At 61.5% G+C, this 22,507-nt stretch carries 20 protein-coding genes; 14 read left to right on the top strand and 6 right to left on the bottom strand.

The genetic code is table 11. From position 1 onward, the window contains the following. The first annotated feature begins 13 nt into the window (after positions 1-13). The 12 genes from B5527_RS24895 (at position 14) to B5527_RS24840 (ending at position 13,479) form a co-directional block, all read left to right on the top strand. On the top strand, positions 14-394 hold the full coding sequence (locus B5527_RS24895) for a cupin (protein ID WP_079603900.1): 381 nt from the start codon (positions 14-16) through the stop codon (positions 392-394). Position 395: 1 nt separating this feature from the next. Continuing rightward, on the top strand, positions 396-989 hold the full coding sequence (locus tag B5527_RS24890) for a UbiX family flavin prenyltransferase (RefSeq protein ID WP_154072502.1): 594 nt from the start codon (positions 396-398) through the stop codon (positions 987-989). A gap of 57 nt (positions 990-1,046) precedes the next feature. Then, positions 1,047-1,580, top strand: a complete 534-nt coding sequence (locus tag B5527_RS24885) for a TIGR02444 family protein (RefSeq protein WP_079603898.1) — start codon at positions 1,047-1,049, stop codon at positions 1,578-1,580. Positions 1,581-1,680: 100 nt separating this feature from the next. Next, positions 1,681-3,105: a UbiD family decarboxylase gene (locus B5527_RS24880; protein ID WP_079603897.1), complete on the top strand. Its 1,425-nt coding sequence runs from the start codon at positions 1,681-1,683 to the stop codon at positions 3,103-3,105. A 66-nt stretch (positions 3,106-3,171) separates the two neighbouring features. Continuing rightward, on the top strand, positions 3,172-4,122 hold the full coding sequence (locus tag B5527_RS24875; RefSeq protein ID WP_172842649.1) for a Bug family tripartite tricarboxylate transporter substrate binding protein: 951 nt from the start codon (positions 3,172-3,174) through the stop codon (positions 4,120-4,122). A gap of 47 nt (positions 4,123-4,169) precedes the next feature. Then, positions 4,170-4,622: a tripartite tricarboxylate transporter TctB family protein gene (locus B5527_RS24870; RefSeq protein WP_079603895.1), complete on the top strand. Its 453-nt coding sequence runs from the start codon at positions 4,170-4,172 to the stop codon at positions 4,620-4,622. After that, positions 4,622-6,121, top strand: a complete 1,500-nt coding sequence (locus B5527_RS24865) for a tripartite tricarboxylate transporter permease (RefSeq protein ID WP_079607475.1) — start codon at positions 4,622-4,624, stop codon at positions 6,119-6,121. The genes B5527_RS24870 and B5527_RS24865 overlap by 1 nt, the downstream gene beginning before the upstream one ends. A 43-nt stretch (positions 6,122-6,164) precedes the next feature. Next, positions 6,165-7,841 carry a thiamine pyrophosphate-binding protein gene (locus tag B5527_RS24860; protein WP_079603894.1) on the top strand — a complete coding sequence of 559 codons (1,677 nt, stop codon included), beginning with the start codon at positions 6,165-6,167 and terminating at the stop codon, positions 7,839-7,841. A 112-nt stretch (positions 7,842-7,953) separates the two neighbouring features. Continuing rightward, a complete protein-coding gene (locus B5527_RS24855; RefSeq protein ID WP_079603893.1) occupies positions 7,954-8,643 on the top strand; it encodes a DUF2848 domain-containing protein in 690 nt (229 codons plus the stop codon). A 132-nt stretch (positions 8,644-8,775) separates the two neighbouring features. After that, positions 8,776-9,174, top strand: a complete 399-nt coding sequence (locus B5527_RS24850; RefSeq protein ID WP_172842648.1) for a RidA family protein — start codon at positions 8,776-8,778, stop codon at positions 9,172-9,174. 305 nt (positions 9,175-9,479) lie between these two features. Further along, complete coding sequence (locus B5527_RS24845; RefSeq protein ID WP_079603891.1) at positions 9,480-12,446, top strand: FAD-dependent oxidoreductase; 2,967 nt, start codon at positions 9,480-9,482, stop codon at positions 12,444-12,446. Positions 12,447-12,546: 100 nt separating this feature from the next. Next, a complete protein-coding gene (locus tag B5527_RS24840) occupies positions 12,547-13,479 on the top strand; it encodes a Bug family tripartite tricarboxylate transporter substrate binding protein (RefSeq protein WP_079603890.1) in 933 nt (310 codons plus the stop codon). Between the two features lie 87 nt (positions 13,480-13,566). Here the strand turns inward: B5527_RS24840 and B5527_RS24835 are convergent, their stop codons facing one another. Genes B5527_RS24835 through B5527_RS24815 form a run of 5 tightly spaced genes read right to left on the bottom strand, consistent with a single transcriptional unit; the run spans position 13,567 to position 18,663 of the window. Continuing rightward, positions 13,567-15,066 carry a tripartite tricarboxylate transporter permease gene (locus B5527_RS24835; RefSeq protein WP_079607474.1) on the bottom strand — a complete coding sequence of 500 codons (1,500 nt, stop codon included), beginning with the start codon at positions 15,064-15,066 and terminating at the stop codon, positions 13,567-13,569. A gap of 10 nt (positions 15,067-15,076) precedes the next feature. Beyond that, positions 15,077-15,544 carry a tripartite tricarboxylate transporter TctB family protein gene (locus B5527_RS24830; RefSeq protein WP_079607473.1) on the bottom strand — a complete coding sequence of 156 codons (468 nt, stop codon included), beginning with the start codon at positions 15,542-15,544 and terminating at the stop codon, positions 15,077-15,079. 10 nt (positions 15,545-15,554) lie between these two features. Next, complete coding sequence (locus B5527_RS24825; RefSeq protein WP_079603889.1) at positions 15,555-16,559, bottom strand: Bug family tripartite tricarboxylate transporter substrate binding protein; 1,005 nt, start codon at positions 16,557-16,559, stop codon at positions 15,555-15,557. Positions 16,560-16,617: 58 nt separating this feature from the next. Then, complete coding sequence (locus B5527_RS24820; protein WP_079603888.1) at positions 16,618-17,838, bottom strand: CaiB/BaiF CoA transferase family protein; 1,221 nt, start codon at positions 17,836-17,838, stop codon at positions 16,618-16,620. A gap of 33 nt (positions 17,839-17,871) precedes the next feature. Further along, on the bottom strand, positions 17,872-18,663 hold the full coding sequence (locus tag B5527_RS24815) for an enoyl-CoA hydratase/isomerase family protein (protein WP_079603887.1): 792 nt from the start codon (positions 18,661-18,663) through the stop codon (positions 17,872-17,874). A 168-nt stretch (positions 18,664-18,831) separates the two neighbouring features. Here B5527_RS24815 and B5527_RS24810 point away from each other — a divergent pair, with 168 nt between their 5' ends. Together B5527_RS24810 and B5527_RS24805 are read left to right on the top strand one after the other, a co-directional pair. After that, positions 18,832-19,476, top strand: coding sequence for a GntR family transcriptional regulator (locus tag B5527_RS24810; protein ID WP_079607472.1), 645 nt, complete (start codon positions 18,832-18,834; stop codon positions 19,474-19,476). Positions 19,477-19,766: 290 nt separating this feature from the next. Continuing rightward, the gene (locus tag B5527_RS24805) at positions 19,767-20,396 is read left to right on the top strand and encodes a nucleoside deaminase (protein WP_079603886.1); all 630 of its coding nucleotides are present in this window, start codon (positions 19,767-19,769) and stop codon (positions 20,394-20,396) included. A 769-nt stretch (positions 20,397-21,165) separates the two neighbouring features. Here B5527_RS24805 and B5527_RS24795 read toward each other — a convergent pair. Then, positions 21,166-22,170, bottom strand: a complete 1,005-nt coding sequence (locus B5527_RS24795; RefSeq protein WP_079603884.1) for an NADP-dependent oxidoreductase — start codon at positions 22,168-22,170, stop codon at positions 21,166-21,168. Between the last annotated feature and the right edge of the window lie 337 nt (positions 22,171-22,507).

Genomic DNA, 22,507 nt, shown 5'->3' with positions numbered 1-22,507 from the left:
AGGAAACTTGAAAATGGCAATCAACAAACTCCACGACGAATTTCGCACCATCGACATGTCCACCGGCTGGGAAACCCCTGCGGGCTACCCGGCCGGCATCCAGCAGAAGATCCTTTCCGGCGCCCTCGACGAGGTGAACAAGCGCGGCAGCCGCACCCGTCTTCTGCGGTTTGAGCCGGGCGTTTACACCACCAAGCCGTTCGTTCATGAATATTGGGAAGAGGTTTTCCTGTTTTCCGGCGATCTGATCGTCGGCAACGACGAACAGGGCAATGGCGGTGAATCGTTCAAGCCGAACACCTACGCCTGCCGTCCGCCCGGTGCGTTTCACGGCCCGTTCAAATCGGTGGCGGGCTGCATGTTGATGGAGATTCACTATTTCGACCCCGCCTGAGATCGAACCGAAGCGTCTGATCGTCGGCATCACCGGAGCGTCGGGCGCCATCTATGGCGTTCGGCTGCTGCGGCTGCTGCAGCCGACGGCGATCGAGACCCATCTGGTCATGAGCCGGTCGGCGAAGATCACGCTGTCGCAGGAACTGGACATCAAGGTCCCTGACGTCGCGGCATTGGCGGATGTGGTCCACCAGGTCGATAATGTCGGCGCGACGATCTCCAGCGGCTCCTTCAGGACGCTTGGCATGGTGATTGCGCCGTGCTCGATGCGAAGCCTGGCCGAGATCGCCGGCGGCGTCACGTCGTCGCTGGTGACGCGCGCCGCGGACGTGGTTTTGAAAGAACGCCGCCGGCTGGTGCTGATGGTGCGCGAAGCACCGCTGCATCTCGGCCATCTCAGGTCGATGGCGGCGGCGACCGAAATCGGCGCCATCATCTATCCGCCGGTGCCGGCGTTCTACGCCCGCCCGAACAGCCTCGAGCAAATGGTCGACCATACCCTCGGCCGGGTCCTCGATCTGTTCGATATCGCCACCGGCGCGGTCAGCCGCTGGGAGGGCCTTGGCTCGACCAGGGCAAAGGAGCTGCCTTGAGCGACATGGCTCCAAGCCACCAAGGCTGCGAGCGCCGGAAATGGCGGCACGCCTGACATGGCAGATCCCGGCCAGGCCATTGATTCGGAGAGCTGGGACTTCGCGCTCAAGCTCTATGCCGAGCCCGGCATTGCCGATGCCTGTCTGCGGCTGCAGGCCGAATGCAGCGTCGACGTGATGATGTTGCTGATGGCGACCTTCGCGGCGGTCCGGCGAGGGGTTGTTCTGACGCCATCCGAGATTGCAGACATGGATGCGGCCTGCCGCCCTTGGCGAGAGCAGATCGTGCTGCCGTTGCGGGCCTTGCGCACCAGGCTCAAAGCCGGACCTGCGCCAGCGCCGAGCGAGGGCACAGAGAAGCTGCGATCAAGCATCAAGGCCGCCGAGCTCTCCGCCGAACGGCTGCAGAATGTGGTGCTGGCCCATTGGCTGGAGAACAAATCGCCGGCCTCGCGCGCCGTGGAACGCGCGGACCTTGTTGCCGTGCTGCTCGCGCTCGTTAGGTTTGCATCGCAGAGCCATCGCGGCGCCCCGATCGACGCGCAGCTGCCTGCGACCATCGTCGACGCGGCACTCAGGCTCTCGGGCTGATCGCGCAAGCGCATATGTTGGCCAAGCCGTGCCCAGCAAGCAGGCTTGACTAGCTTCATAGCGAAGCTATTCTTGTTTAGTAATTGAAATTGGTGCGCCGATGTCGCAGCCTCAGATCCTTGATACGCGCTTCCGGTCCGCGCTGGCGCGTTTGGCGCAGAGCGACCGCATCCTGACCTATGAGAAGCCCGCCGATCCGCATCTCGAAATCGCTGCGATTCTCAAGAAGCACGATGGCCGCCAGGCGCTTCTGTTTCCGTCGGTCAAGGGCGCGGACATTCCGGTCATCGGAAATCTGCTGAGTTCGAAGGAAAATTGCGAGGCGGCCTTTGGCCTGGATTTCCGGGGCATTCGCGGCCTGGTGCAGCGCGCCCTGGGCGGCCCGCTTCCGCCGCAGCTCGTCACCGATGTTCCGGTGCAGGAAGTCGTGCTGCGAATCGGATTTGACGTCACCAGATTATTTCCGGCACTGTTTCATGCGCCGGGCGACGCCGGCCGCTACGTCACCGCGGGAATCGTCGTGGTGAAGGATCCGGTCACCGGAATTTACAACGCCTCCTATCACCGCCTGCAACTGCTGGCGCCCGACCGGGTCGCGATCAAGCTCGATTTCGGCCGCCATCTGCGGCTTGCGTTCGAGCGGGCCAAGGCGCGCGGCCGGTCATTGCCGGTGGCGGTCTGCATCGGGAGCGACCTGGCGCTGCATTTCACGGCAGCGACCATGGGTTCGCAGATGCCGGAAAGCGCCGACGAACTTGCCGTCGCGGGCGGGTTGGCGGGCAGACCGCTAACCGTGGGCAAGGCCGTGTCGCAGGACATCCTGGTGCCTGCGGAGAGCGAGTTCGTTCTGGAAGGCGAAATCCTGGTCGACGAAGTCGCGCCGGAAGGGCCATTCGGCGAATTCATCGGCTTCGCCGCGCCGGCCGCCGACGCGCCGGTTCTGAAGATCACCGCCGTCACTCACCGGCTGCGGCCGATCTACCACGTCATCAACGGCTTCGGACGCGAAACCATCATTTTGCGCAAGTACGTGCTGGAAGCCAGTCTGCTGAAGGTGCTGCAATCGGCGATTCCGATCGTCACCGATGTCGAGATGACCTCGGGCGGACTGCATCGCTTCCACGCGGTGATCCAGGTCCAGAAGCTGAGCCGGCAGCACAACGGGTTGCAGCGCAATGCAATATTGGCGGCGTTCGGTGCCTTGAAAGACCTCGATCTCATCACGGTGGTCGATCACGACATCGATATCCGCGATCCCATCGACGTCGAATACGCGGTCGCGACGCGGATGGAAGCGTCGGCCGATCTCATTCTCATTCCCGGCGCGCGGGGCCATGAATATGTCCGCGTCAGCAAAGAGGGGGTGCGGACCAAGCTCGGCATCGACGCCACCGTGCCATTCGAGGATCAGGACAAGTTTCGCCGCGTCGAGTTCGCAGCGACCACCGTCGAACTCAGCGCATTCACCCCGGGTGAATCCGTTGCCGCGCGTGCCCTGCGCCTCACGGGGGCGAACAATGCCTGATCTCCAAAGCGCCCGTTAAGCCGTTCTCGTTCACGCGGAAGGAACATGACATTGAAGCGACTTGTGATGGCTGCCCTGTCAGTGGGGATGGCATTGAGCGTCACGGCGGCGTCAGCCCAGGAGTGGCCCACCAAGACGATCAAGCTCGTGGTGCCCTACGCGCCCGGCGGCTATACCGATGCGGTCGGACGCATTACCGCGCAATATCTCGAAAAGGCGTTGGGCCAGACGGTGATCGTCGACAATCGCGCCGGAGGCGGCGGCATCGTCGGCGCCGACCTGGTGTCGAAGTCGCCCGGTGACGGCTACACGCTCTGCATCTGCAGTGTCGGCGCGATTTCGATCGCTCCAGTGGCGCAGACCACCTCTTACGATCCGCTAGTCAGCTTCAAGACCGTCAGCATCGTCAGCACCATTCCGCAGACGGTAATCGTCAACCCGAAGCTGCCAATCAACTCGATGCAGGACCTGGTGGCTTATGCCAAGGCCAATCCGGGCAAGCTGAGCTACGGCTCCAGCGGCGCCGGCGGCCTGATGTATTTCTCGGTGGCGCTGTTTGACGCGAACAACGGCACCCGAATGACCCATGTTCCGTTCAAGGGTGGATCGCCGGCCACCGCCGCCGTGGTGTCGGGCGAGGTCGACCTTGCCTTCACCAATATGACCGACGCGCTGCCACAAATGGAAGCCAATACGGTTCGCGCGCTGGCGGTGACATCGGCCAAGCGCAGCGAGTTCGCGCCTGATCTGCCGACCGTGGCGGAGACAGTCACACCGGGCTACAGCGTCGAATCCTGGAACGGCATCATGGTCCCCGCCAGCACCCCCGACGCCATCGTCACCAAGCTGTCCGACGTGCTCAAGAAGATGGCGGCCGACCCCGACGTGCAGAAGAGAATGGCGGTCGCGGGCGCCTCGACCGTGTTCACCACGCCTGCGGAATACAAGGCGCAGATTGCCGGCGAGGTCGAGCAGTGGCGCAAGCTGCTCAAGGAAATCAACGAGAAGAAGACCTGAGCCCGTTCCGGGGGTGGGTGACAGTAAAGTAACGGCGGGACACCATCATGCGATCACCCACCTGGCGCGGTAACAACAACGACTTCTATTCCGGCTTGCTGCTCGTCACGGTCGCGACCGTGGCGCTTCTCTATATCCGCACCCTGGCGATCGGCACCGTGCTGCAGATGGGGCCGGGCTATTTCCCGCTTGGCCTGGCGCTCGTCCTGCTCGGCATGGGGCTTTGCCTGGTGGTCAAGGGCCTCTTGACCGGCGAAAAGCCGGTTGGCGCGTTCCATCTGCGGCCGTTGTTTTTCATCCTGCTGTCGTTTGTCGCCTTCGGCGTGCTGGTCGAGCGCGCCGGGCTCATTCTCGCCATCCTGGCCCAGGTCGCGACCGCGCATTTCGCTTCGGTTGAAACGAAGTGGCAGCAAAGCCTGGTCACCGGCATCCTGTTGGCGGCGGCGTCGGCGGTGATATTTGTGTGGCTTCTCAGGATCCCGGTGAGCCTGCTGCCATGATGGACGTCTTCGCCCTGCTTGGCCACGGCTTTGCCGTCGCTGCGACGCCGACCAACCTGTTGTTCTGCCTGGTCGGCACGGTGTGCGGCACCCTGATCGGTGTGCTGCCCGGCCTGGGCCCGGTCGCGACCATCTCGCTGCTGCTTCCCGCCACCTATGCGCTCGATCCGGTGGCGGCGATCATCATGCTGTCCGGCATCTATTACGGCGCGCAATATGGCGGCTCGACCACGGCGATCCTGGTCAATATCCCCGGCGAGTCCACTTCCGTCGTCACGGCGATCGACGGCTACAAGATGGCGCAGCAGGGCAGGGCGGGCGAGGCGCTCGCGATTGCCGCCATCGGATCGTTTATCGCCGGCTGCATCGGCACCCTGGTGATCGCGCTGCTCGGGCCACCGCTGGCCTTGATGACCCAGAAGTTCGCCTCGCCGGATTATTTTTCGTTGATGGTGCTGGGGCTGGTCTCGGCCGTGGTGCTGGCCAATGGATCCGCGTTTCGCGCCATCGCGATGATCTTTCTCGGCTTGCTGCTCGGCATGGTGGGCATGGACCTCAACACGGGCGAAGCCCGCATGACGTTCGGACTGATTGAACTGTCCGACGGCATCAATTTCGTCGCCCTGGTGATGGGATTTTTCGGTGTCGCGGAAGTCATCTCGAATCTCGAAGACGCTTCGGTCCGCATCATCAATCACACGAAGATTCACAGCATCTGGCCGTCCTTCAAGGTGTTGCGGGGGGCCTGGGGCGCGGTGATGCGCGGCACCCTGGTCGGAACGGTTTTCGGCATCCTGCCGGGCGGCGGCGCCACCATCGCGTCATTCTCCTCCTATGCGCTCGAGAAGCGCGTCGCCAGGGATCCTTCGCGTTTCGGAAACGGCGCCATCGAGGGCGTTGCGGGACCGGAATCCGCCAACAACGCCGCCGCGCAGACCTCTTTCGTGCCCTTGCTGACCATGGGGATTCCCACCAGCGCCACCATGGCGCTGATGGTCGGCGCGCTCACCCTGCACGGCATCGCGCCCGGTCCCATGATCATCTCGCGGCAGCCCGATCTGTTCTGGGGGTTGATCGCGAGCATGTTCATCGGCAATGTGATGCTCGTCATCATCAATTTGCCGATGATCGGGATCTGGGTCCGGCTGCTCGGGGTGCCTTATCGCATTCTTTATCTGCTTATCGTGGTGATCTGCGCCATCGGCGTATACTCGGTGAACAATTCGAGCTTCGACGTCTATATGACGGTCGGCTTCTCCTTGCTGGGCTACGTGCTGCGCAAACTCGATGCGGAGCCGGCGCCGTTGCTGATGGGCTTTGTGTTGGGCCCGATGGTGGAGGAGAATTTCCGGCGCAGCATGATCACCTCGCATGGCGATCCGATGGTGTTTCTGCAGCGCCCGATCAGCCTGGTGCTGCTGCTGGTCTCCGCCGCGCTGCTGATCTCCATCATGATGCCGACGATCCGCCAGCGCCGCGTCGAGGTGTTCCAGGAATGAGCACGGAGGCCGTGCGACCCTCAGAATCCGCAGGAGTAGGACCTTGAACAGACATGATCCGGTGCGGCCGGCCAACGCCGCGGCTGTCTTGCGCAGCGGCGGCGAGATATTGGTCTCCGGCTTGCGGCTCAACGGCGCCGACAGGATGTTCGGCGTCCCCGGCGAAAGTGCGCTGCCGATCTTCGATGCGCTGGTTAGCGCCGGCCCCGGCATCCGCTTTATCGCATGCCGTCACGAGGCCACGGCTTCACACATGGCCGAAGCCGACGGCAAGATTTCCGGCAGCCCCGGCATTTGCGTCGTCAGCCGCGGTCCTGGTGCGATGCATGCCGCGATCGGGCTGCATACCGCCTGGCAGGATTCGACGCCGATGATCATGATCATCGGTCAGGTGCCGCGCCGCCATCGCGGCCGCGAAGCATTTCAGGAAATCAACTACACGCGTACCTTCGACGACATGACAAAGTGGGTCGGCGAGGTCGAGTCGCCCGATCAGATTCCCGAGTTTGTCAGCCGCGCCTTCCATCTCGCCATGCAGGGGCGCCCAGGTCCGGTGGTGCTCTCGTTTCCCGAGGACGTGCTCAGCGCCACGAGTGACGTCGCCGATGCGGCACCGGCACAAATTGCGCAGACCGGGCCTTCCGATGCCCAGATGTTGCAACTCGAAGGGCTGCTGCGCCGGGCGCAACGCCCGATGATCATCGTCGGCAATCTCGGCTGGACGCCAGCTGCAGCGGAACAATTCAACGCGTTCGTCGCGCACAACGACATCCCGGTTATCGCCGGATTCCGCTCGCAGGATGTGCTGGACAACAGAAGCCCTCAGTATGTCGGCGACCTCAGCCTCGGCTGCAGCCGTGCGCTGATGGAGCGCGTCAAGGCCGCTGACCTGCTTCTGGTAATCGGCGATCGGCTTGGCGATGTCACCACCAATCACTTTTCGCTGCTCGAGGTGCCGACACCGAAGCAGGTTCTGGTTCATGTGTTTCCCGGTGCCGAAGAGCTTGGCAGGGTCTATATCCCGACGCTGGCCATCCAGTCGAAATCCTCCAGCTTCGTCGACGCGCTCGCTACGTTACCGACGCTCGATTCAAAACCCTGGGCGGCGTGGCGCGAAGAGTCGCGCCACGCGCTGGTCGCCTATCAGGCGCGGCGCGCTGATGCCGCGGGCTTTGATCTGTCCGAGGTCATCGCGCATCTTGACGACCAGCTGGCCGACGACGCCATCGTCACCAACGGCGCCGGCAACTATACGATCTGGCTGCATCGATTCTATCGTTATCGGCGGCTCGGCACCCAGATTGCGCCGAAGTCCGGCTCCATGGGCTACGGCCTGCCGGCCGCGATCGCGGCAAAGCTTCGCTACCCTGACCGCACGGTGGTCTGTCTGGCCGGTGATGGTTGCTTCATGATGGCGTCCCAGGAGTTTGCCACCGCCGTCCAGCACCAACTGCCGATCGTTGTCATCATCGTCAACAACGGAATGTATGGCTCGATCCGGATGCATCAGGAGATCAATTTTCCCAATCGTCCGAGTGGAACGGATCTCTTCAATCCGGATTTTGCGGCGCTGGCGAGGTCTTACGGCGCTTACGGCGAAGCGGTCGACCACCACGACAAATTTCCCGAAGCCCTTGCTCGGGCCATGAAGGCTGATCGACCCGCGATCATCGAACTGCGAGTCAACCGGAACCAATTGACGCCGGACCGAAGTTTGTGAGGGGCGGGAGAACCCGAACTCGGTTGAACCTCTCGTGAACAGAACCGGCGGCTTGGGCCGCCGGAATGGAAGCTCCACACCGCCAAACAGATCTATTCCTGAGGAAATCGACATGAGCACCGGGATCGCATTTACCCTGGCCGCAAACGGCACCACGACCCCACTGCGAGTGCCGATCACGCAGGCTGTGATCGCCGGCTGGACCGGTCGCGATCCGGTTGCTCGCGACAAGCACATTGCCGAGCTGGCGGCGATCGGAATCGCGCCGCCGGCCTCGACGCCGATCTATTATCGTTGCGCCGCGCGGCGGCTGACCACTGCCGACAGCATTGAATGCACCGGCACCGACTCCAGCGGCGAGGTCGAGTTCGTGCTGTTGGGATCGAACGGTCGCACCTTCGTCGGTGTTGGCTCCGACCATACCGACCGCAAGGTCGAGACCTACAACATCACGGTCTCGAAGCAGATGTGCGACAAACCAATGGCGCCGATGCTGTGGGACCTCGCAGAAATCGAGGGCCACTGGGACCAGATCATCCTGCGATCCTGGGCGACGATTGACGGTGACCGCGTGCTTTATCAGGAAGGCGCGCTGAGCGGGATGCTGCCCGTCACCGATCTGATCCAGCGCGGCTTTGGCAGGACGGCGTTGCCCGATGGCTGCGCGATGTTTGGCGGCACCTTCGCTGCCAAAGGCGGCATCCGTCCCGCAGCTCTTTTCGACTACCAGATCGAGGATCCGGTCCTGAAGCGCAGCATCAGCCACGGCTACAACATCATAACGCTACCTGTGCTGGGCTGAAGCATGCCAGACCAGCCGCCTGTCCATTGTCGCAAACCTCCAGGCCGGCGGTTGATCGAGAATCGGGCGATGGAGTAAGCGATCTAAAAAAGCGATGTACCTTAACATTTTAGATGACGATGAGAGGCGATCTTGACCACCATCACCCGCGGCGACCCTCCTGGTTTTACCAACGTGCGTAAGACCATCTATCATCACTTCATTCGCGTCGATCAGCCCCAGTCCCTGATCTTTTTGTCGGGGCAACTTTCGAGGGATGAGAACGGACAGCTGGTAGGGCCGGGAGACATGGCCGAGCAAGTCAGGCAGGCCATCCGAAATATGGCGACGGTCATGGAGAGTGCGGGCGGCACGCTCGCCAACATCGTTTCCCTCGTCGTCTACACAACGGATATTAGGCAGTTCAAGGAGATTGTGTCTGCCAGAATGGAGTTCTTTAAAGACAACCTTCCGACCAGCACGATCGTGGAAGTGAATCATCTCGCTGATCCCGGGTTGCTGATTGAATTCCAGGCAACGGCGGTGTTGTGAGTGTCGTAGCCATCGATAACCACGGGTATGCCGTTAACTCTTCGGGCGGCAACGAACGGATGCGGATGGGATCGTTGAAGTCGCGGTCCACCAAGGGGGCCAGAATAAATACTTCGAGAACGAGCGGCGAAAACAAGCTAATTGACAAAGCTTAATGACATAGTTACTTTTTAAACAATCAAATTGTCGTTTCTTTCCTGTGATCTGCTCGTGATTGCGTTGTGCGAGTGAGGTTGCGCCCCGGCAGGTCTTGCGATTGCTGATACGAGTGGGTTCTCTGGCGAGAGTCGAAAGATACTCAGATCATGGTAGCCCCCGCAGCGCAGGGCCTTCGGCTCGGCAATTCGCAAATCGAACGCCATGGAAGTTTCGTTGAACTTTCCGTTGATGGAAAGCCCGTCGCGGCGATTGCCGGAGAGACCGTGGCCGCGGCGGTTACCGCACACGCGACCACCGCGCTCAGGGTAACGAACGAGGGCGCTTCGCGCGGCATCTATTGCGGCATGGGGGTGTGCTTCGATTGCCGCGTGACGATCAACGGTGTGGCCGGCCAAAGATCTTGCCTGACGCTGGTGCAGCCGGGGATGGAGATTGTCACCGGGGAGGCCGCCCGTCGTCCAGACGGTCCCAACCTGTCAGCGCCCGGCGAACGCGAAGAAAGCTGCGATATTCTCATTATCGGCGCCGGACCGGCCGGGCTGGCCGCGGCAGAAGCCGCGGCAAAGAGTGGCGCGGCCGTCATGATCCTCGACGAGCGTCCCTCGTCGGGTGGTCAGTATTTCAAGCCACTCGCCAACAGTCATCGCTTCAGGGGCGGTCGGCCGGCTGATCGGCAATTCAAAAGAGGCGCCGAACTCGTCGGCAGGGTTGCGGGCCTCGCGGTCCGGATATTCAATCAGGCACTTGTCTGGGACGCGCAGGTCGAGGCCAATGGCGGGCTCGTCGTCAGGGCGCAGGACAAGTCAGGCGCGATCAATTGCCGGGCGCGGAAGTTGATCGTTGCGACGGGTGCCTACGAGCGCTCGTGGCCGGTTCCGGGTTGGACGCTGCCTGGCGTCATGACGACCGGTGCGGCCCAGACACTGGCGCGTTCCTACCGTGTCGCGCCGGGCAGCCGCGTGCTAATTGCCGGCAATGGTCCGCTGAATCTGCAGGTGGCCGCGGCGCTTACTGCCGACGGCGTCCAGGTGGCGGCGGTTGTTGAGGGCGCAGCAGGGCCGTCGCAATGCATCGGCGACCTGTCGCGCATGGCACTGACACGTCCCGATCTGCTCCTGCAGGGCGCCTCGTATCTTGCAACATTGCGCCGTCACAGGGTGCCCTTGCTGTACAGCCATGTCCTCACACGCGTGGACGGCGTTGATCGGGCCCAGCGTGCTGCCGTTGCCGCGATCGATGCCGACGGCACGTTGGTTCCGGGGACGGAATGCAGTTTCGAGATCGACGCCGTCTGCACCGGTTATGGATTTTCCCCGTCGTCCGAGCTCACCCGACTGCTCGGTTGCGACCACCGGATCGATCCGCGAACGGGCGTTACCTTGATTGCCGACCGCGACGGCAATGGCCGCACCTCCCTCGCCGATGTTTTTGTCGCCGGCGATGCCGGCGGATCGTGGGGCGCTCACAGCGCGCTTGCGCAGGGGACACTCGCGGGCCTCGCCGCCGCGAATGATCTCAACTTCACCGGTGCACGATCGGTACAGGCAGCTATTGCCGCAAAGGCGCGGCGTTCGCTCGAGCGGGAGAAACGATTTCAGCAAGCGTTGTGGCGTGTCTATGCGATGCCAGTCGTGGGCGATCGCCTGGCCAGCGATGATACGATCGTCTGCCGTTGTGAAAGTGTAACCTTCGGCCGCGTCCGACAGGAAATCAAACGCGGAGCACGTGATCTCCCCACCATCAAGCGCGCCACCCGGTGCGGCATGGGACATTGTCAGGGACGCTATTGTTCCCCGACTGTCGCCGGCGTGTTGCAAGCGAATGCCGGCGTCACCGTCGATGAGACGACATTCTTCCGGGTGCAGGTGCCGGTGCGGCCGGTAGCAATGCGGTCGGTCGCCCGCCCGCACGCGGGAATTTTGGCGGCCCCAGCTCTCCTGGAGAGCCCGTCCGGTGCGGCCGAACCGCCGAAAGCCGTGATCGCGAATGTCGATATCCTGATCATCGGCGCCGGGGCCATCGGTCTTTGTAGCGCGCTGGAGCTGGCGCGGGCCGGTGCCGATGTTCTGGTCGTCGATCGCAACGAGCCGCATGCCGAGGCGTCCGGTGCGAATGCCGGCAGTCTCCACGTGCAGTTTCAGGCATTCGGATTTCCGGACATGGGCGCCGAGAACACGCTGGTCGCGGCTTCCACGCTGTCGTTACAGCGCGACTCCGTCCACATGTGGAACGCCTTGAGCCAGGAACTGAAAACCGATTTCGAAGTCGCGATTGAGGGTGGCCTGACGGTTGCGGATGACGAGGCAAGCCTCGTCCATCTCAGGCAGAAGGTCGAGCTGGAGCGCGCGGCGGGACTCGAGATCGATCTCATCAGCGGAGCCGAGGCCCGCCGACTTGAACCTTATCTCTCGCCAAAGATCATCGCGGCCTCGCTCTCGCGCGACGAGGGCAAGCTCAATCCGCTGAAGGCTTCTCCAGCCGTGCGGGCAGCCGCTGAACGCGCGGGCGCAAAGATTCGTTGCCAAATCCGGGTGCTTGCGATCCAGCGCGCCGAAAAAGGATTTCTGGTCCAGACCGACCGCGGGCTAATTGCGGCGCGCCGCATCCTCAACTCGGCGGGGGCGTGGTCCGGAGCGATTGCCGCCTCCGTGGGCGATACCATTCCGATCCGCGCCAATCCGATCCAGATGATCGTGACCGAAACGATGCCGCAAGGCGTCAACTATCATCTGGCCCATGCGTTGCAACGGTTGACATTGAAGCAAGCGGCCAGCGGCAACCTCGTTATCGGCGGCGGTTGGCGCGCTCTGTTTGCCCCGAGCCTGAAGCGAACGCGGCCCTCGGTCGAAGGGTTCGGCGGAAATCTCGCTGTCGTTCTTGAGATGCTGCCCGCGCTGGGCGCGCTTCAGATTATTCGCTCGTGGACCGGCACAGCCTTCACGACTGCGCCGACGATCGGGGGATCGCCGAGCATGCCGGGGCTGTTTCATGCGGTGACCCAGAATGGAATGACGCTTGCTCCCGCGGTTGGAAAGATCAATGCCGATCTGCTTCTGGACCGGCGACCAAACTACGATATCCGGCGGTTCGCGCCCAAACGATCGAACTCTTAGCTGATCGGGCCGATGTCGCTTCTCTGGTCACACGAATTTTCACCGGGCCTTTCAGGAATGACCGTGCCCGACAGCTAAATCAACAGATGGGGTCCCAATCATGAAGCAACGCATTGTTTGCACGGTCATCGCCGCGCTCCTCGTAATGCTCGCTCCTGCGGTGCGGGCGCAGGACGCATATCCAGCGCGCCCGGTAACGATTGTGGTGCCGTTTCCGCCCGCCGGCGGTGCTGACATCCTGGCGCGCCTCATCGGCCTGAAACTCAACGAGAAATGGGGGCAGCCGATTATCGTGGACAACAAGCCGGGCGCCGCGGGCGTCATCGGCGCAAGCAGCGTAGGGAGGGCAAATCCGGACGGCTACACGCTGCTGATGGCCGCGAGCGGCGCCGTGGTGCCTGACAATATCAAGTCGCTTGCTGCGGTGACGTTGGTCACGGCGCCCCCTTATCTGCTCCTGGTCCACAAGTCCGTTCCGGTGTCGTCAACCGAGGAACTTGTCGATTATCTGAAGGCGCATCCGGGCGAGTTGAATTTCGCCTCATCGGGCTTCGGCTCCGCATCGCATCTTTTAGCGGAGCTGTTCATGCAGATGACCGGCACGAAGATGATCCACGTGCCCTACAAAGGCATTGGACAGGCGGTGACCGATCTGATTGCCGGCAGGGTTTCGGTGTTGTTCGGTCCACCGACGATCGTTTCCTACGTTGAGTCCGGAGAGCTGAAGGCATTGGCGGTCACGAGCCACACGCGTTCACCGTTGTTCCCGAAGATTCCAACCGTCGAAGAGGGCGGCGTTCCGGGTTACGACGCGACTGGCTGGTATGGTCTGCTGGCGCCGGCCAATACGCCGAAGGAGATCGTCGACAAGATCGGGAAAGACGTCGCTGAAGCCATGACGGTCCCGCTTGTTCAGGAACGTCTCGCCAGCATGGGCGCCGTCCCGAGTCCAACATCGCCGGCGGAGTTCAAAAGCTTCATCGAGGGCGACACCAAGAAGTGGGACGATCTGGTGACAAGCACCCAGCGGTGATCGCCGCCGCCTTCGAATTCGCTGTTGTTACTGCCTCCACGTTCAGGGACGATCGAAGCCGACCCGCGCACCGAATTGTCCGTGGTTCTAACGCGGCCGCGCTGCCATTCTCCCGATCGTTTGCCAGATTACCGGCAACACAAGCAGGGCCGCGCCGACCAAAACCAGCGTTGTCACCAGCGTATTGCTGAAGAATATCGAAAGCGAACCCCTCGACATCAGCATGGATTGGCGGAATGCATCTTCCGCCTTGTCGCCGATCACGATCGCCAGCACCATCGGTGCGAGCGGATAATGCAGCTTCTTGAACAGATATCCCAACACGCCGAATCCCATCATCATGACGACGTCGAGATAGGAATTGGAAACCGAATAGGCGCCGACCGTACAGATGATGACGATCAAGGGCGCGATGATGAAGAACGGCACGCGCATCAGCGCGGCGAAGATAGGCACGGTAAGCAGCACCAGGATCACCGCGACGACGTTGCCGAGATACATCGAGGCGATCAAGCCCCAGACAAAATCCTTTTGCTCGATGAACAGCATCGGCCCGGGATTGAGGCCCCAGATCATCAGCCCGCCCATCATCACCGCCGCGGTGGCGGAGCCGGGAATGCCGAGCGACAGCATCGGCAGCAGCGCGCTGGTGCCGGCGGCGTGATCGGCGGTCTCCGGCGCGATGATGCCTTCCGGCTCGCCCTTGCCGAAATTGGCGCGCCGCGACGACAGCCGCTTGGCGATGCCATAGCTCATGAACGACGCCGCGGTCGGACCGCCCGGCGTAATTCCCATCCAGCAGCCGATAGCGGCGCTGCGCAACAGCACCCAGCCGTAGCGAGGCAGACCGATGAGGGTGCGGAACACCTCGCGCCACTCCACCTTGGAGGATATCGCCTTGGCGTGAAATTCGTCCTCCACCGCGATCAGCAATTCGCCGATGCCGAACAGGCCCATGACCGCGACCACGAAGTTGATGCCCTTGACCAGTTCATCGATGCCCATGGTGAGCCGCACGCTGCCGGAGACGGTGTCGATCCCGACCGCGGCGAGCGCAAAGCCGATCGCCAGCGACACCAAGGTCTTGATCGGCGGCGAGCCGCCCATGCCGACGAAGCTGGCAAACGCCAGGAAGTAGACCGCGAAATATTCAGGCGGCCCGAAAGCCAGCGCGACTTTCGCGACCCAGGACGCCGACAGCGTAATGAGAACGACCCCGGCCAGCGCGCCAAAGGCGGCCGAGCCGAACGCCGTCGCCAGAGCCGTGGTCGGCCTGCCGTCGCGCGCCATGGGATAACCGTCGAACGTGGTGGCGACCGAGGAGGGTTCGCCGGGGATATTGAACAGGATCGAAGTAACCGAGCCGCCGAACAGGGCGCCCCAGTACATGCACGAGAGCAGGATGATGGCTGACACCGGCTGCATGCCGAAGGTCAGCGGCAGCAGCAGCGATACGCCGTTGGGCGCCCCGAGGCCGGGCAGCACGCCGACCAGAATGCCGAGCAGGACGCCGATCAGCATCAGGAAAATATGATTGCCGGATAGCGCGATGCCAAAACCGTGCATCAGGGCTTCGAGATTTTCCAACGACGCCCCCTCAAAAACCAAGCGCGTCGCCGAGCGCGCCGCGCGGCAACGAAATCTGGAACGTCAACTCGAAGATCAGGTAGAGCGCCAGCGCCGTGGCGATCGCCGAGATGCCCGCAAACAGGAGCGCGCCCCGCTTGTGCCAGGTGAGTGCTCCGAACACATAGAGGGCCGAGGCCACATACATTCCGATCAGCGGAATCACCCCGACATAGATGACCGCAGGGACGAAAAGTGCTGCCAGCCGCTTCAGTTCGCTCGGCCGCAGGATGACGTCGCGCGCCTGCAGCCATCCCTGCACGAGGTTGAATATGCTTCCGCTCAGGATGATGAGGCCGACGATGAACGGAAAGGTGCCGGCATCGACGCCGGCGGCGGACCAGCCGATGCCGTTGTCGAGGCTGGAGATGACGACGGCGGCACCAAACGCGCCGGTGATCAAGGCCGTGCCGGCTTCCAGACTGCGTCCCGAGATCATCAGCCGCACTCTAGTTGGAGACCAGCCAACCTTCGTCGGCGGCAATCTTGTGAGTGCGCTCGATGTCCTCCTTGATGAATTTGCCGAACGAATCGCCGGTCAGGAACGTACTGACCTGCGAGCTCCGCTCGATATATTCCTTCCATTCCGGGGTGTCCTGAACCTTCTTCATCAGATCGACGTAGAACGCGGCCTGTTCCGCGCTGACTTTTCCCGGCAGCCAAACCGTGCGCGGCTGTTCGAACTGCGGAATGTCGAGACCGGATTCGACGCAGGTCGGGATGTCGTGCCAGTTCTGCGTTTCGGTTACCTTCGGGCCGTCCGGAAGACGCTTCGGGCTGAAGGCGCAAAGCGGGCGCTGGGTGCTGCCCTTCCACTGCCCGATGCTTTCGCTGGGATTGTTGACATGGGAGTCGATGTGGCCGCCGGCCAGCTGCACCGCCGCTTCGGCGCCGCTCTTGAACGGGATGTAGGTAAACTTCACCTTCGCCGCCTTGTCGATCATGCGGGTCAGGGTTTCGTCAGTGTCCTTTGACTGCGCGCCACCCATCTTGAAATCGCCCGGCGCCTTGGCGGCGACGGCCTTGAGGAAATCCGTCACGTTCTGGTAGGGCGCATCCTGCTTGACCCACAGCAGGAACTCGTCCTGCACCATGGCGGCGATCGGCGTCAGATCGGTGTAGTTATAGGCGACCTTCGACACCATCGGCTGGGTCCAGGCGTTGGAGGTCCCGAACACGATCTTGTAGGGATCGCCGGCCATGGCCTTGGTGTAGGTGTAACCTTCGGCCCCGCTGCCGCCGCCCTTGTTAGTGACGACGATCGGCTGCTCGATCAACTTGTGTTTGGTGATGATGCTCTGGACGGCGCGCGCGAAATTATCGGTGCCGCCGCCCGGGCCAGCGGTGGCGATGAATTCGATCGGCTTGACCGGCTGCCACGCGGCGTTTGCGGCGCCCGACACGCAGGTTGCGAGACCAAAGGCGATCGCGGCAAGTTTCGGTGTTGCAGTCATCTTGTCCTCCCCATTGATTTTTGTTTTGGTCGCGTGGTCTTGTCGTTGGCTTTGTGCGCTAACTGACCTCGTCCTTGATCGGGCCTGCCGCAGCGATCGCTCCCTCTTGCTGGAGCGCCGCAATCTCATCGGCGTCAAAACCGTAGGCGCTCAAGATCGCGCCGGTGTGCTCGCCATAGCGCGGCGCGCCTGACCGTACTTTGCCGGGGGTCGCCGAGAATTTGATCGGCAATCCCATCGTTTTGACGTTGCCCAGCGATGAATGCTCGACTTCAACCACCATTTCGCGGGCGATCGTCTGGGGGTCGGCAAGCGCCTGGAGCATGTCGTTGACGGGGCCGCAGGGGACGCCCACTTCCTCGAGCGCATCCAGCCAGTAGGCGGCGGGCTGGGTGCGAAAGCGCGCAGACAGCAGGGCTTCCAGCTCCTTCAGATGTGCCATCCGGTCGCCGCCGGTCGCAAAGCGCGGATCCCGCGAAAGTTCGGTCGCGCCCAATACTTCGAGCGTGCGCAGCCAGTGTTTTTGATTGGCGCCACCGACCACGATCCACTTATCGGAGGCCTCGAAAGCCTGGTAGGGAGCGTTGAGCGGGTGGGCCGAGCCCATCGCTTTCGGCGCCACGCCGGTCGCGAGCGCAATCGCTGCTTGCCAATAGGTCTGAACGAGGGCTGCCTCGAACAGGGAGGTTTCCACCCATTGGCCCTTGCCGGTTTTCAGCCGGTGGGTATAGGCGGCGAGAATGCCCAGGGCGGCGAGAATGCCCGCTGTGATGTCGGACAGCGGCGCGCCGCATTTGACCGGCGGTCCGTCGGGCTTTTCGCCGGTAAAGCTCATGATGCCGCTCATCGCCTGCGCCACTAGATCAAAGCCGCGGCGATGCTTGTAGGGGCCGGTGCGTCCGAAGCCGGACAGCGAGCAGTAAATCAATGCCGGATGTTCCTTGGCTATTTCCGCATAACCGAAACCAAGCCGGTCCATCACGCCGGGGCCGAAGTTTTCCACCAGCACGTCCGCCGAACCGATCAGCCTCCGCAAGACCTTGGCGCCGCCCGCGGTCTTCAGGTCCAGCGCAATACCCTTCTTGTTGCGGTTCATCATCAGGAACGATGCCGCCTCGTCGCCGATCCTAGGAGGCACCATGTAGCGGGTGTCGTCGCCTGCCGGGATTTTTTCGATCTTGATGACCTCGGCGCCCATGTCGGCGAGCATCAGCGTACAGGTCGGGCCCGCCATCACATGCGTCAGGTCGACGACCTTCAATCCGGTCAGGGGGCCCATGGTTTCTCCCGAGATAGTGTTGGTTGCTTGCGATTACTCGCCGGTCCATTGCGGCTTCCGTTTGTTGAGAAAGGCATCCATGCCTTCGCGGAAATCCCGGCTCTGATAGCACATCAGAATCAGCTCCTCGTCTTCCTGGACTTTCAGCTGCAGACGGAGCAGGGCCTGCTTGGTGGAACGCAGTGTCAGCGGCGCATGGCTTGCGACAAGGCGCGCCAGTTCATCGGCCCGCCGATCGAGGGCGGGGCGGTCCTCCACCACTTCATTCAGGAGGCCAAGGCCAGACGCTTCGGCGGCTTCGATCAGGCGCGCGGTAAAAATGATTTCCTTCAGCCGCGCCGCCCCGATCAGTGCCGAGAGCCGGGCGAGATTGGACATCGACAGACAGTTGCCGAGCGTGCGAGCGATCGGAAATCCGAATTTCGCGGTCTTGACGCCGATGCGGATGTCGCAGCACGCCGCAATTCCGGCGCCGCCCCCGGCGCAAACCCCATTGATCGCGGCGATGATCGGGACCTGGCATTGCTCGAGCGTGCCCAGCAAGTGATCGATGCCGGTTTCATAATCGATGGCATCCTGCGGGGTCTTGAACGCGCGAAACTGATTGATGTCGGTGCCTGACGCGAAGGCCTTGTCACCCGCGCCGGTCAGGATCAGCACCTTGAGAGCACGGTCCTTGCCCGCGCCGGTACAGATCTCTGCCAGCCGCCGATACATGTCGAATGTCAGCGCATTTCTCGCCTGCGGCCGGTTGAAGGTAATCCGGCCGATGCCGTCGCGGACCTCGTAAAGGAGGTCGGCTTCCAGAGTCCTTGTTTCGTTCATTTGCTTGCCGATTGCGGGGTAAGGATTTCCGTATGACCCGGATCCAACTTATGCGTCAATTCTGAATGCAAAAACTGGCTTTTGCAATGGTGTTTCGCTAGTCTCGTCGGATTATGAGCCGTTTTGCATTCAAAGTTGGTTGAAGCGGGCGGTCAGAGGGACAGCGTCATGTTGCACGACGAGGTGATTTCCCGCCTCAGACACATTTTGACGGAAGGCGAGATTGCGCCGGGCGCGAAAATACCGGAGCGGGAATTGTGTGCTTCGCTGGGCATATCGCGTACGCCGCTTCGCGAGGCCCTGAAGGTGCTGGCCGCCGAAGGGCTTGTCGTGTTGTTGCCCAACCGCGGATCGCGCGCCGCGAAGCTGACGCAAAAGGACGTCAAGGAACTGTTCGAAGTCTGCGAAGCCCTGGAAGCGACCGCCGGTGAATTGGCCTGCCCGCGTATTTCGGACGAGCAGCTTCGCGAAATCGGTGTGTTGCAGGTCAGCATGGTCGAGCACTATCGCGCCCGCGACCTGTTGTCGTATTATCGCTGCAACCGGCTGATCCACGAGAGCATCGTTCGCGCCGCCGATAACGCCGTACTCGCCGGATTTTACGAATCGGTATCGGCGCGGATACGCCGGGCGCGGTTCATCACGCCGATGTCCCCCGAACACTGGGCTCTTGCGGTTCAGGAGCACGAGGGAATCCTGAACGCGCTGCAGCGACGTGATGCGAGCGGACTTGCGCATATTTTGCGAACCCACCTTCGGCGGAAGCGTGAGGAAGTCGTGCAGGCCGGGTTCGCCGAAGCGAGGCATTATTGAAGTTCAGGTGCAGGCGGTTAGGTTTCTTGCTGGGGAGCGCGTGCTTCCGGCGCAAAGCGGCCGTTCACACGCCTCGTGGTCGACAACGAATGAGTGGAAAATTATCCAGGTTCCAAGCGGCACGAACCCACAAAAGAAGAAGCCGCCTCGCTCTTCATTCAACCTGAGATCGTGCATCAGGCCGGCCATCAATGCCGGCTTTGCGGTGACTAACCATTATTAGCATTTGTGCCGGGCCGCAAATCCCGACATCATCGTAACGGGGGTGCCGTGCCGCGAGAGGCAGCACAATGACCAAGCTTGCTTCAGAAGCATCCGACATCGCAATGATGCGCCGCTGCGTAGCTCTGGCACAAACCGCGGGTTCAAGGGGAGAATACCCGTTTGCGGCTGTCATCGGGCGACGGGGCGAATTCATTAGCGAATCCATCAATATGGTCAGAAATGAAGGAGACGTCACGCGACACGCCGAGATGCTCGCGATTTCTTCGGCTCAGAAAAAGATGCGGTCCACCAGCCTTCATGAGTGCACGATCTATTCAACGATTGAGCCCTGCGCGATGTGTTCTTACGCCATCCGGGAAAGCAGGATCGGCAGAGTGATATTCGGCCTGCGATCGCCGGTCATGGGAGGTGACTCGCGATGGAATATTCTAACGGATGCCGGTTTGTCCTCGGCATTAGCGGAGGTATTTGGTCCCCCGCCTGAAATCCTGGCGGGATGTTTGCATCTTGAAGTTCAGAAGGTTTTTCAGCAACGAAACCCGCTGATTTGGAAATTTATGAAAGCTCGAAAAATATTCGTGGACGGCACAGGCGATAGCACTGGGGCTTTAAACGCTAACACGCGGGCTGGGCTTCGGCCGCGCCTTGCAAACTGGGCCCGGGTTTCGGTTTTTGATCGCCTTTGGCGAGGCTAGAACCCGTCTCAACTCGGCAGGCGGGCATTTGCGCATGGAGCAATAGCGGTTTGGTTCGGTTGGCTCGGCGTCAAGTCCTCAAAAGCGCGATGTTCGAATTTGAAAGGCGGTGCTTTGAGTTGCGCCATCCGATACGTATCCAATATCGGCGCTGCCTTCCGCTCCCGCCTCCGTTGGCATTCCGTCTGAATTCGAGTTAGTTATTGAGAGGACGACGCGTCACTGTCGCGTTGTCTGGCGCAAGCACAGTGGGATGAGTGTTACTTTCGAGGCCTCGGCGTCAATCGCTCGTTGAGGACCGCTGCATTTAGATGATCACTGAGGGCAAATATTCCATTTGGTTTAGAACGCCGATCGGCGTCGGCTCTGGGATAGTTGAGTTTGGCCCCAATGGCGAGCTTGGCGGGGGTGATACGACGTTTTGCTACATCGGAAATTGGGAGCAAGATGGCGAGCGGTTCAAGGCCGCCATATCCGCCAAGCGAATGGCGCCCGGGCCGCCCGGCGTGTTTGGAATGGATGACATCGATATCATCGTGACGGGTCACTCCGATGGCGCAGGGTCCGCCTCATGTACCGGCTTTGCAAAGCAAACGCCGGGTTTGAGGCTGGAGGTCATGCTGATCCGCATGCGCGACGAACGACGGCCGTAAATCTCGATGATACCAACGGAGTGATCTTCACAAAGTTTCTTCCGTCCCGAACCCTCGACATGGGCCATGATCTCAGGCTTTTTTGGGGTGGCTTTTTCCGCATGCGAGCCATCAACTCATTGGTTCGTTACCACCACTTTCCCTTTGGCGCGTCCGCTTTCGACGTAGTCCAGAGCTTCGGTAATTTTCGCAAACGGATACGTTCTGTCGACGATGACCTTCAGTTTTCCCTGCTCGACGAGTTCGGCAAGCAGAGCGAGGTCGCTGCCGCTTGGATGCATAAAGAGATAGCGATAGCTGATGCCTGCGCGTCGAGCCCGAGATCTGATCCCGTAGCTGATGAGCCAGAAGATGGCGGAAAGAGCTCGGCGGCCGCCTAAATCCCTGATCGCAGTTTGCGGTTCCGGAATAGCGGCTACTGAAACGATCCTGGTTCCAGGCTTCATGACTTCGAACATTTGATCCAGGGTTTTGCCGCCAATCAGGTCAAATCCCGCATCAAATTGGCCTTCCCCGTTGGATATATCCTCGACCGTATAATCAATCACCTCATTACAGCCGAGCGAGCGCACCAAGGCTTCACCTCTCTTGGAAGCCGTTGTCGTCACGTGTGCGCCAAGCCATTTGGCGATCTGAATTGCAAAGGTACCGACCCCGCCGGCACCGCCTGAAATGAGCACTTTCTGTCCTGGCTTGACGTGGAGCTCGTCCCTTAATGCCTGCAGAGCAGTCAGCCCCGCCAGGGGTATGGCGGCTGCGGCGGTGAAATCCAGATTCCGGGGCATGTGCGCGGCGTCATCCTCGTCGACGCATGCTTGCTCGGCGAATGCGCCAGCGCGATCCTTCGCGACCCGGGCAAACACACGGTCACCCGCGCGGAAGCGTTTGACGTCACGACCAACGGCAATAACTTCACCAGCGAGTTCGTTGCCGAGCACGAACGGAAGCTTTGGCCGCAGGATTGCGCGCAGCTTCCCCTGTCGGAACTTGAAATCCACCGGGTTCAGACCCGCAGCCCGTACTGCGACGAGAATATCGCGCGGCCTCGGCGCAGGTGCCGGGACATCCATCAACAGGGAGCCTTCAGGACCACCGTAATGCTTGAGAACGTATGCGCGCATGGGTCTCCAGGCTCAGGAAGGGTATCGCCACATCGCCGACCGAACGCGAACGAAAACGCAATCAGGCCGTGTCCCCGCACGGTCGTTTCACATTAGTTACTTTTTGGTCGCTTGGGTCAATCACCCGGTTTGGCTATGTTCGAGCCGCTTCCGCTTTGCCCCCGAAAGCGGCACAGCAGCAGACGTCACGGCATGTCTCAAACGTGCCATAACCAGAAGTTCGCAACGGCCATCAGTTCATCTCAGTTCGTTCAAGCCCCGCAAACTGAGCGGCCAAAAGAAAACCCGCCTCAATCTACTCAGGCCGTTTCTCGAGCATGGAAAGCGTCGAGCAAAA

Origin of the sequence: Bradyrhizobium erythrophlei (assembly GCF_900129425.1) — a bacterium.
GTDB classification, from domain to species: Bacteria; Pseudomonadota; Alphaproteobacteria; order Rhizobiales; family Xanthobacteraceae; genus Bradyrhizobium; species Bradyrhizobium erythrophlei_C.
This window is presented reverse-complemented; position numbering and strand designations above follow the sequence as displayed.

Coding starts and splice junctions, on each gene's coding strand:
- B5527_RS24895 (WP_079603900.1), top strand. CDS start 14: ATGGCAATCAACAAACTCCACGACGAATTTCGCACCATCGACATGTCC.
- B5527_RS24885 (WP_079603898.1), top strand. CDS start 1,047: ATGGCAGATCCCGGCCAGGCCATTGATTCGGAGAGCTGGGACTTCGCG.
- B5527_RS24880 (WP_079603897.1), top strand. CDS start 1,681: ATGTCGCAGCCTCAGATCCTTGATACGCGCTTCCGGTCCGCGCTGGCG.
- B5527_RS24875 (WP_172842649.1), top strand. CDS start 3,172: ATGGCTGCCCTGTCAGTGGGGATGGCATTGAGCGTCACGGCGGCGTCA.
- B5527_RS24870 (WP_079603895.1), top strand. CDS start 4,170: ATGCGATCACCCACCTGGCGCGGTAACAACAACGACTTCTATTCCGGC.
- B5527_RS24865 (WP_079607475.1), top strand. CDS start 4,622: ATGGACGTCTTCGCCCTGCTTGGCCACGGCTTTGCCGTCGCTGCGACG.
- B5527_RS24855 (WP_079603893.1), top strand. CDS start 7,954: ATGAGCACCGGGATCGCATTTACCCTGGCCGCAAACGGCACCACGACC.
- B5527_RS24845 (WP_079603891.1), top strand. CDS start 9,480: ATGGTAGCCCCCGCAGCGCAGGGCCTTCGGCTCGGCAATTCGCAAATC.
- B5527_RS24840 (WP_079603890.1), top strand. CDS start 12,547: ATGAAGCAACGCATTGTTTGCACGGTCATCGCCGCGCTCCTCGTAATG.
- B5527_RS24830 (WP_079607473.1), bottom strand. CDS start 15,544: ATGATCTCGGGACGCAGTCTGGAAGCCGGCACGGCCTTGATCACCGGC.
- B5527_RS24825 (WP_079603889.1), bottom strand. CDS start 16,559: ATGACTGCAACACCGAAACTTGCCGCGATCGCCTTTGGTCTCGCAACC.
- B5527_RS24820 (WP_079603888.1), bottom strand. CDS start 17,838: ATGGGCCCCCTGACCGGATTGAAGGTCGTCGACCTGACGCATGTGATG.
- B5527_RS24815 (WP_079603887.1), bottom strand. CDS start 18,663: ATGAACGAAACAAGGACTCTGGAAGCCGACCTCCTTTACGAGGTCCGC.
- B5527_RS24810 (WP_079607472.1), top strand. CDS start 18,832: ATGTTGCACGACGAGGTGATTTCCCGCCTCAGACACATTTTGACGGAA.
- B5527_RS24805 (WP_079603886.1), top strand. CDS start 19,767: ATGACCAAGCTTGCTTCAGAAGCATCCGACATCGCAATGATGCGCCGC.
- B5527_RS24795 (WP_079603884.1), bottom strand. CDS start 22,170: ATGCGCGCATACGTTCTCAAGCATTACGGTGGTCCTGAAGGCTCCCTG.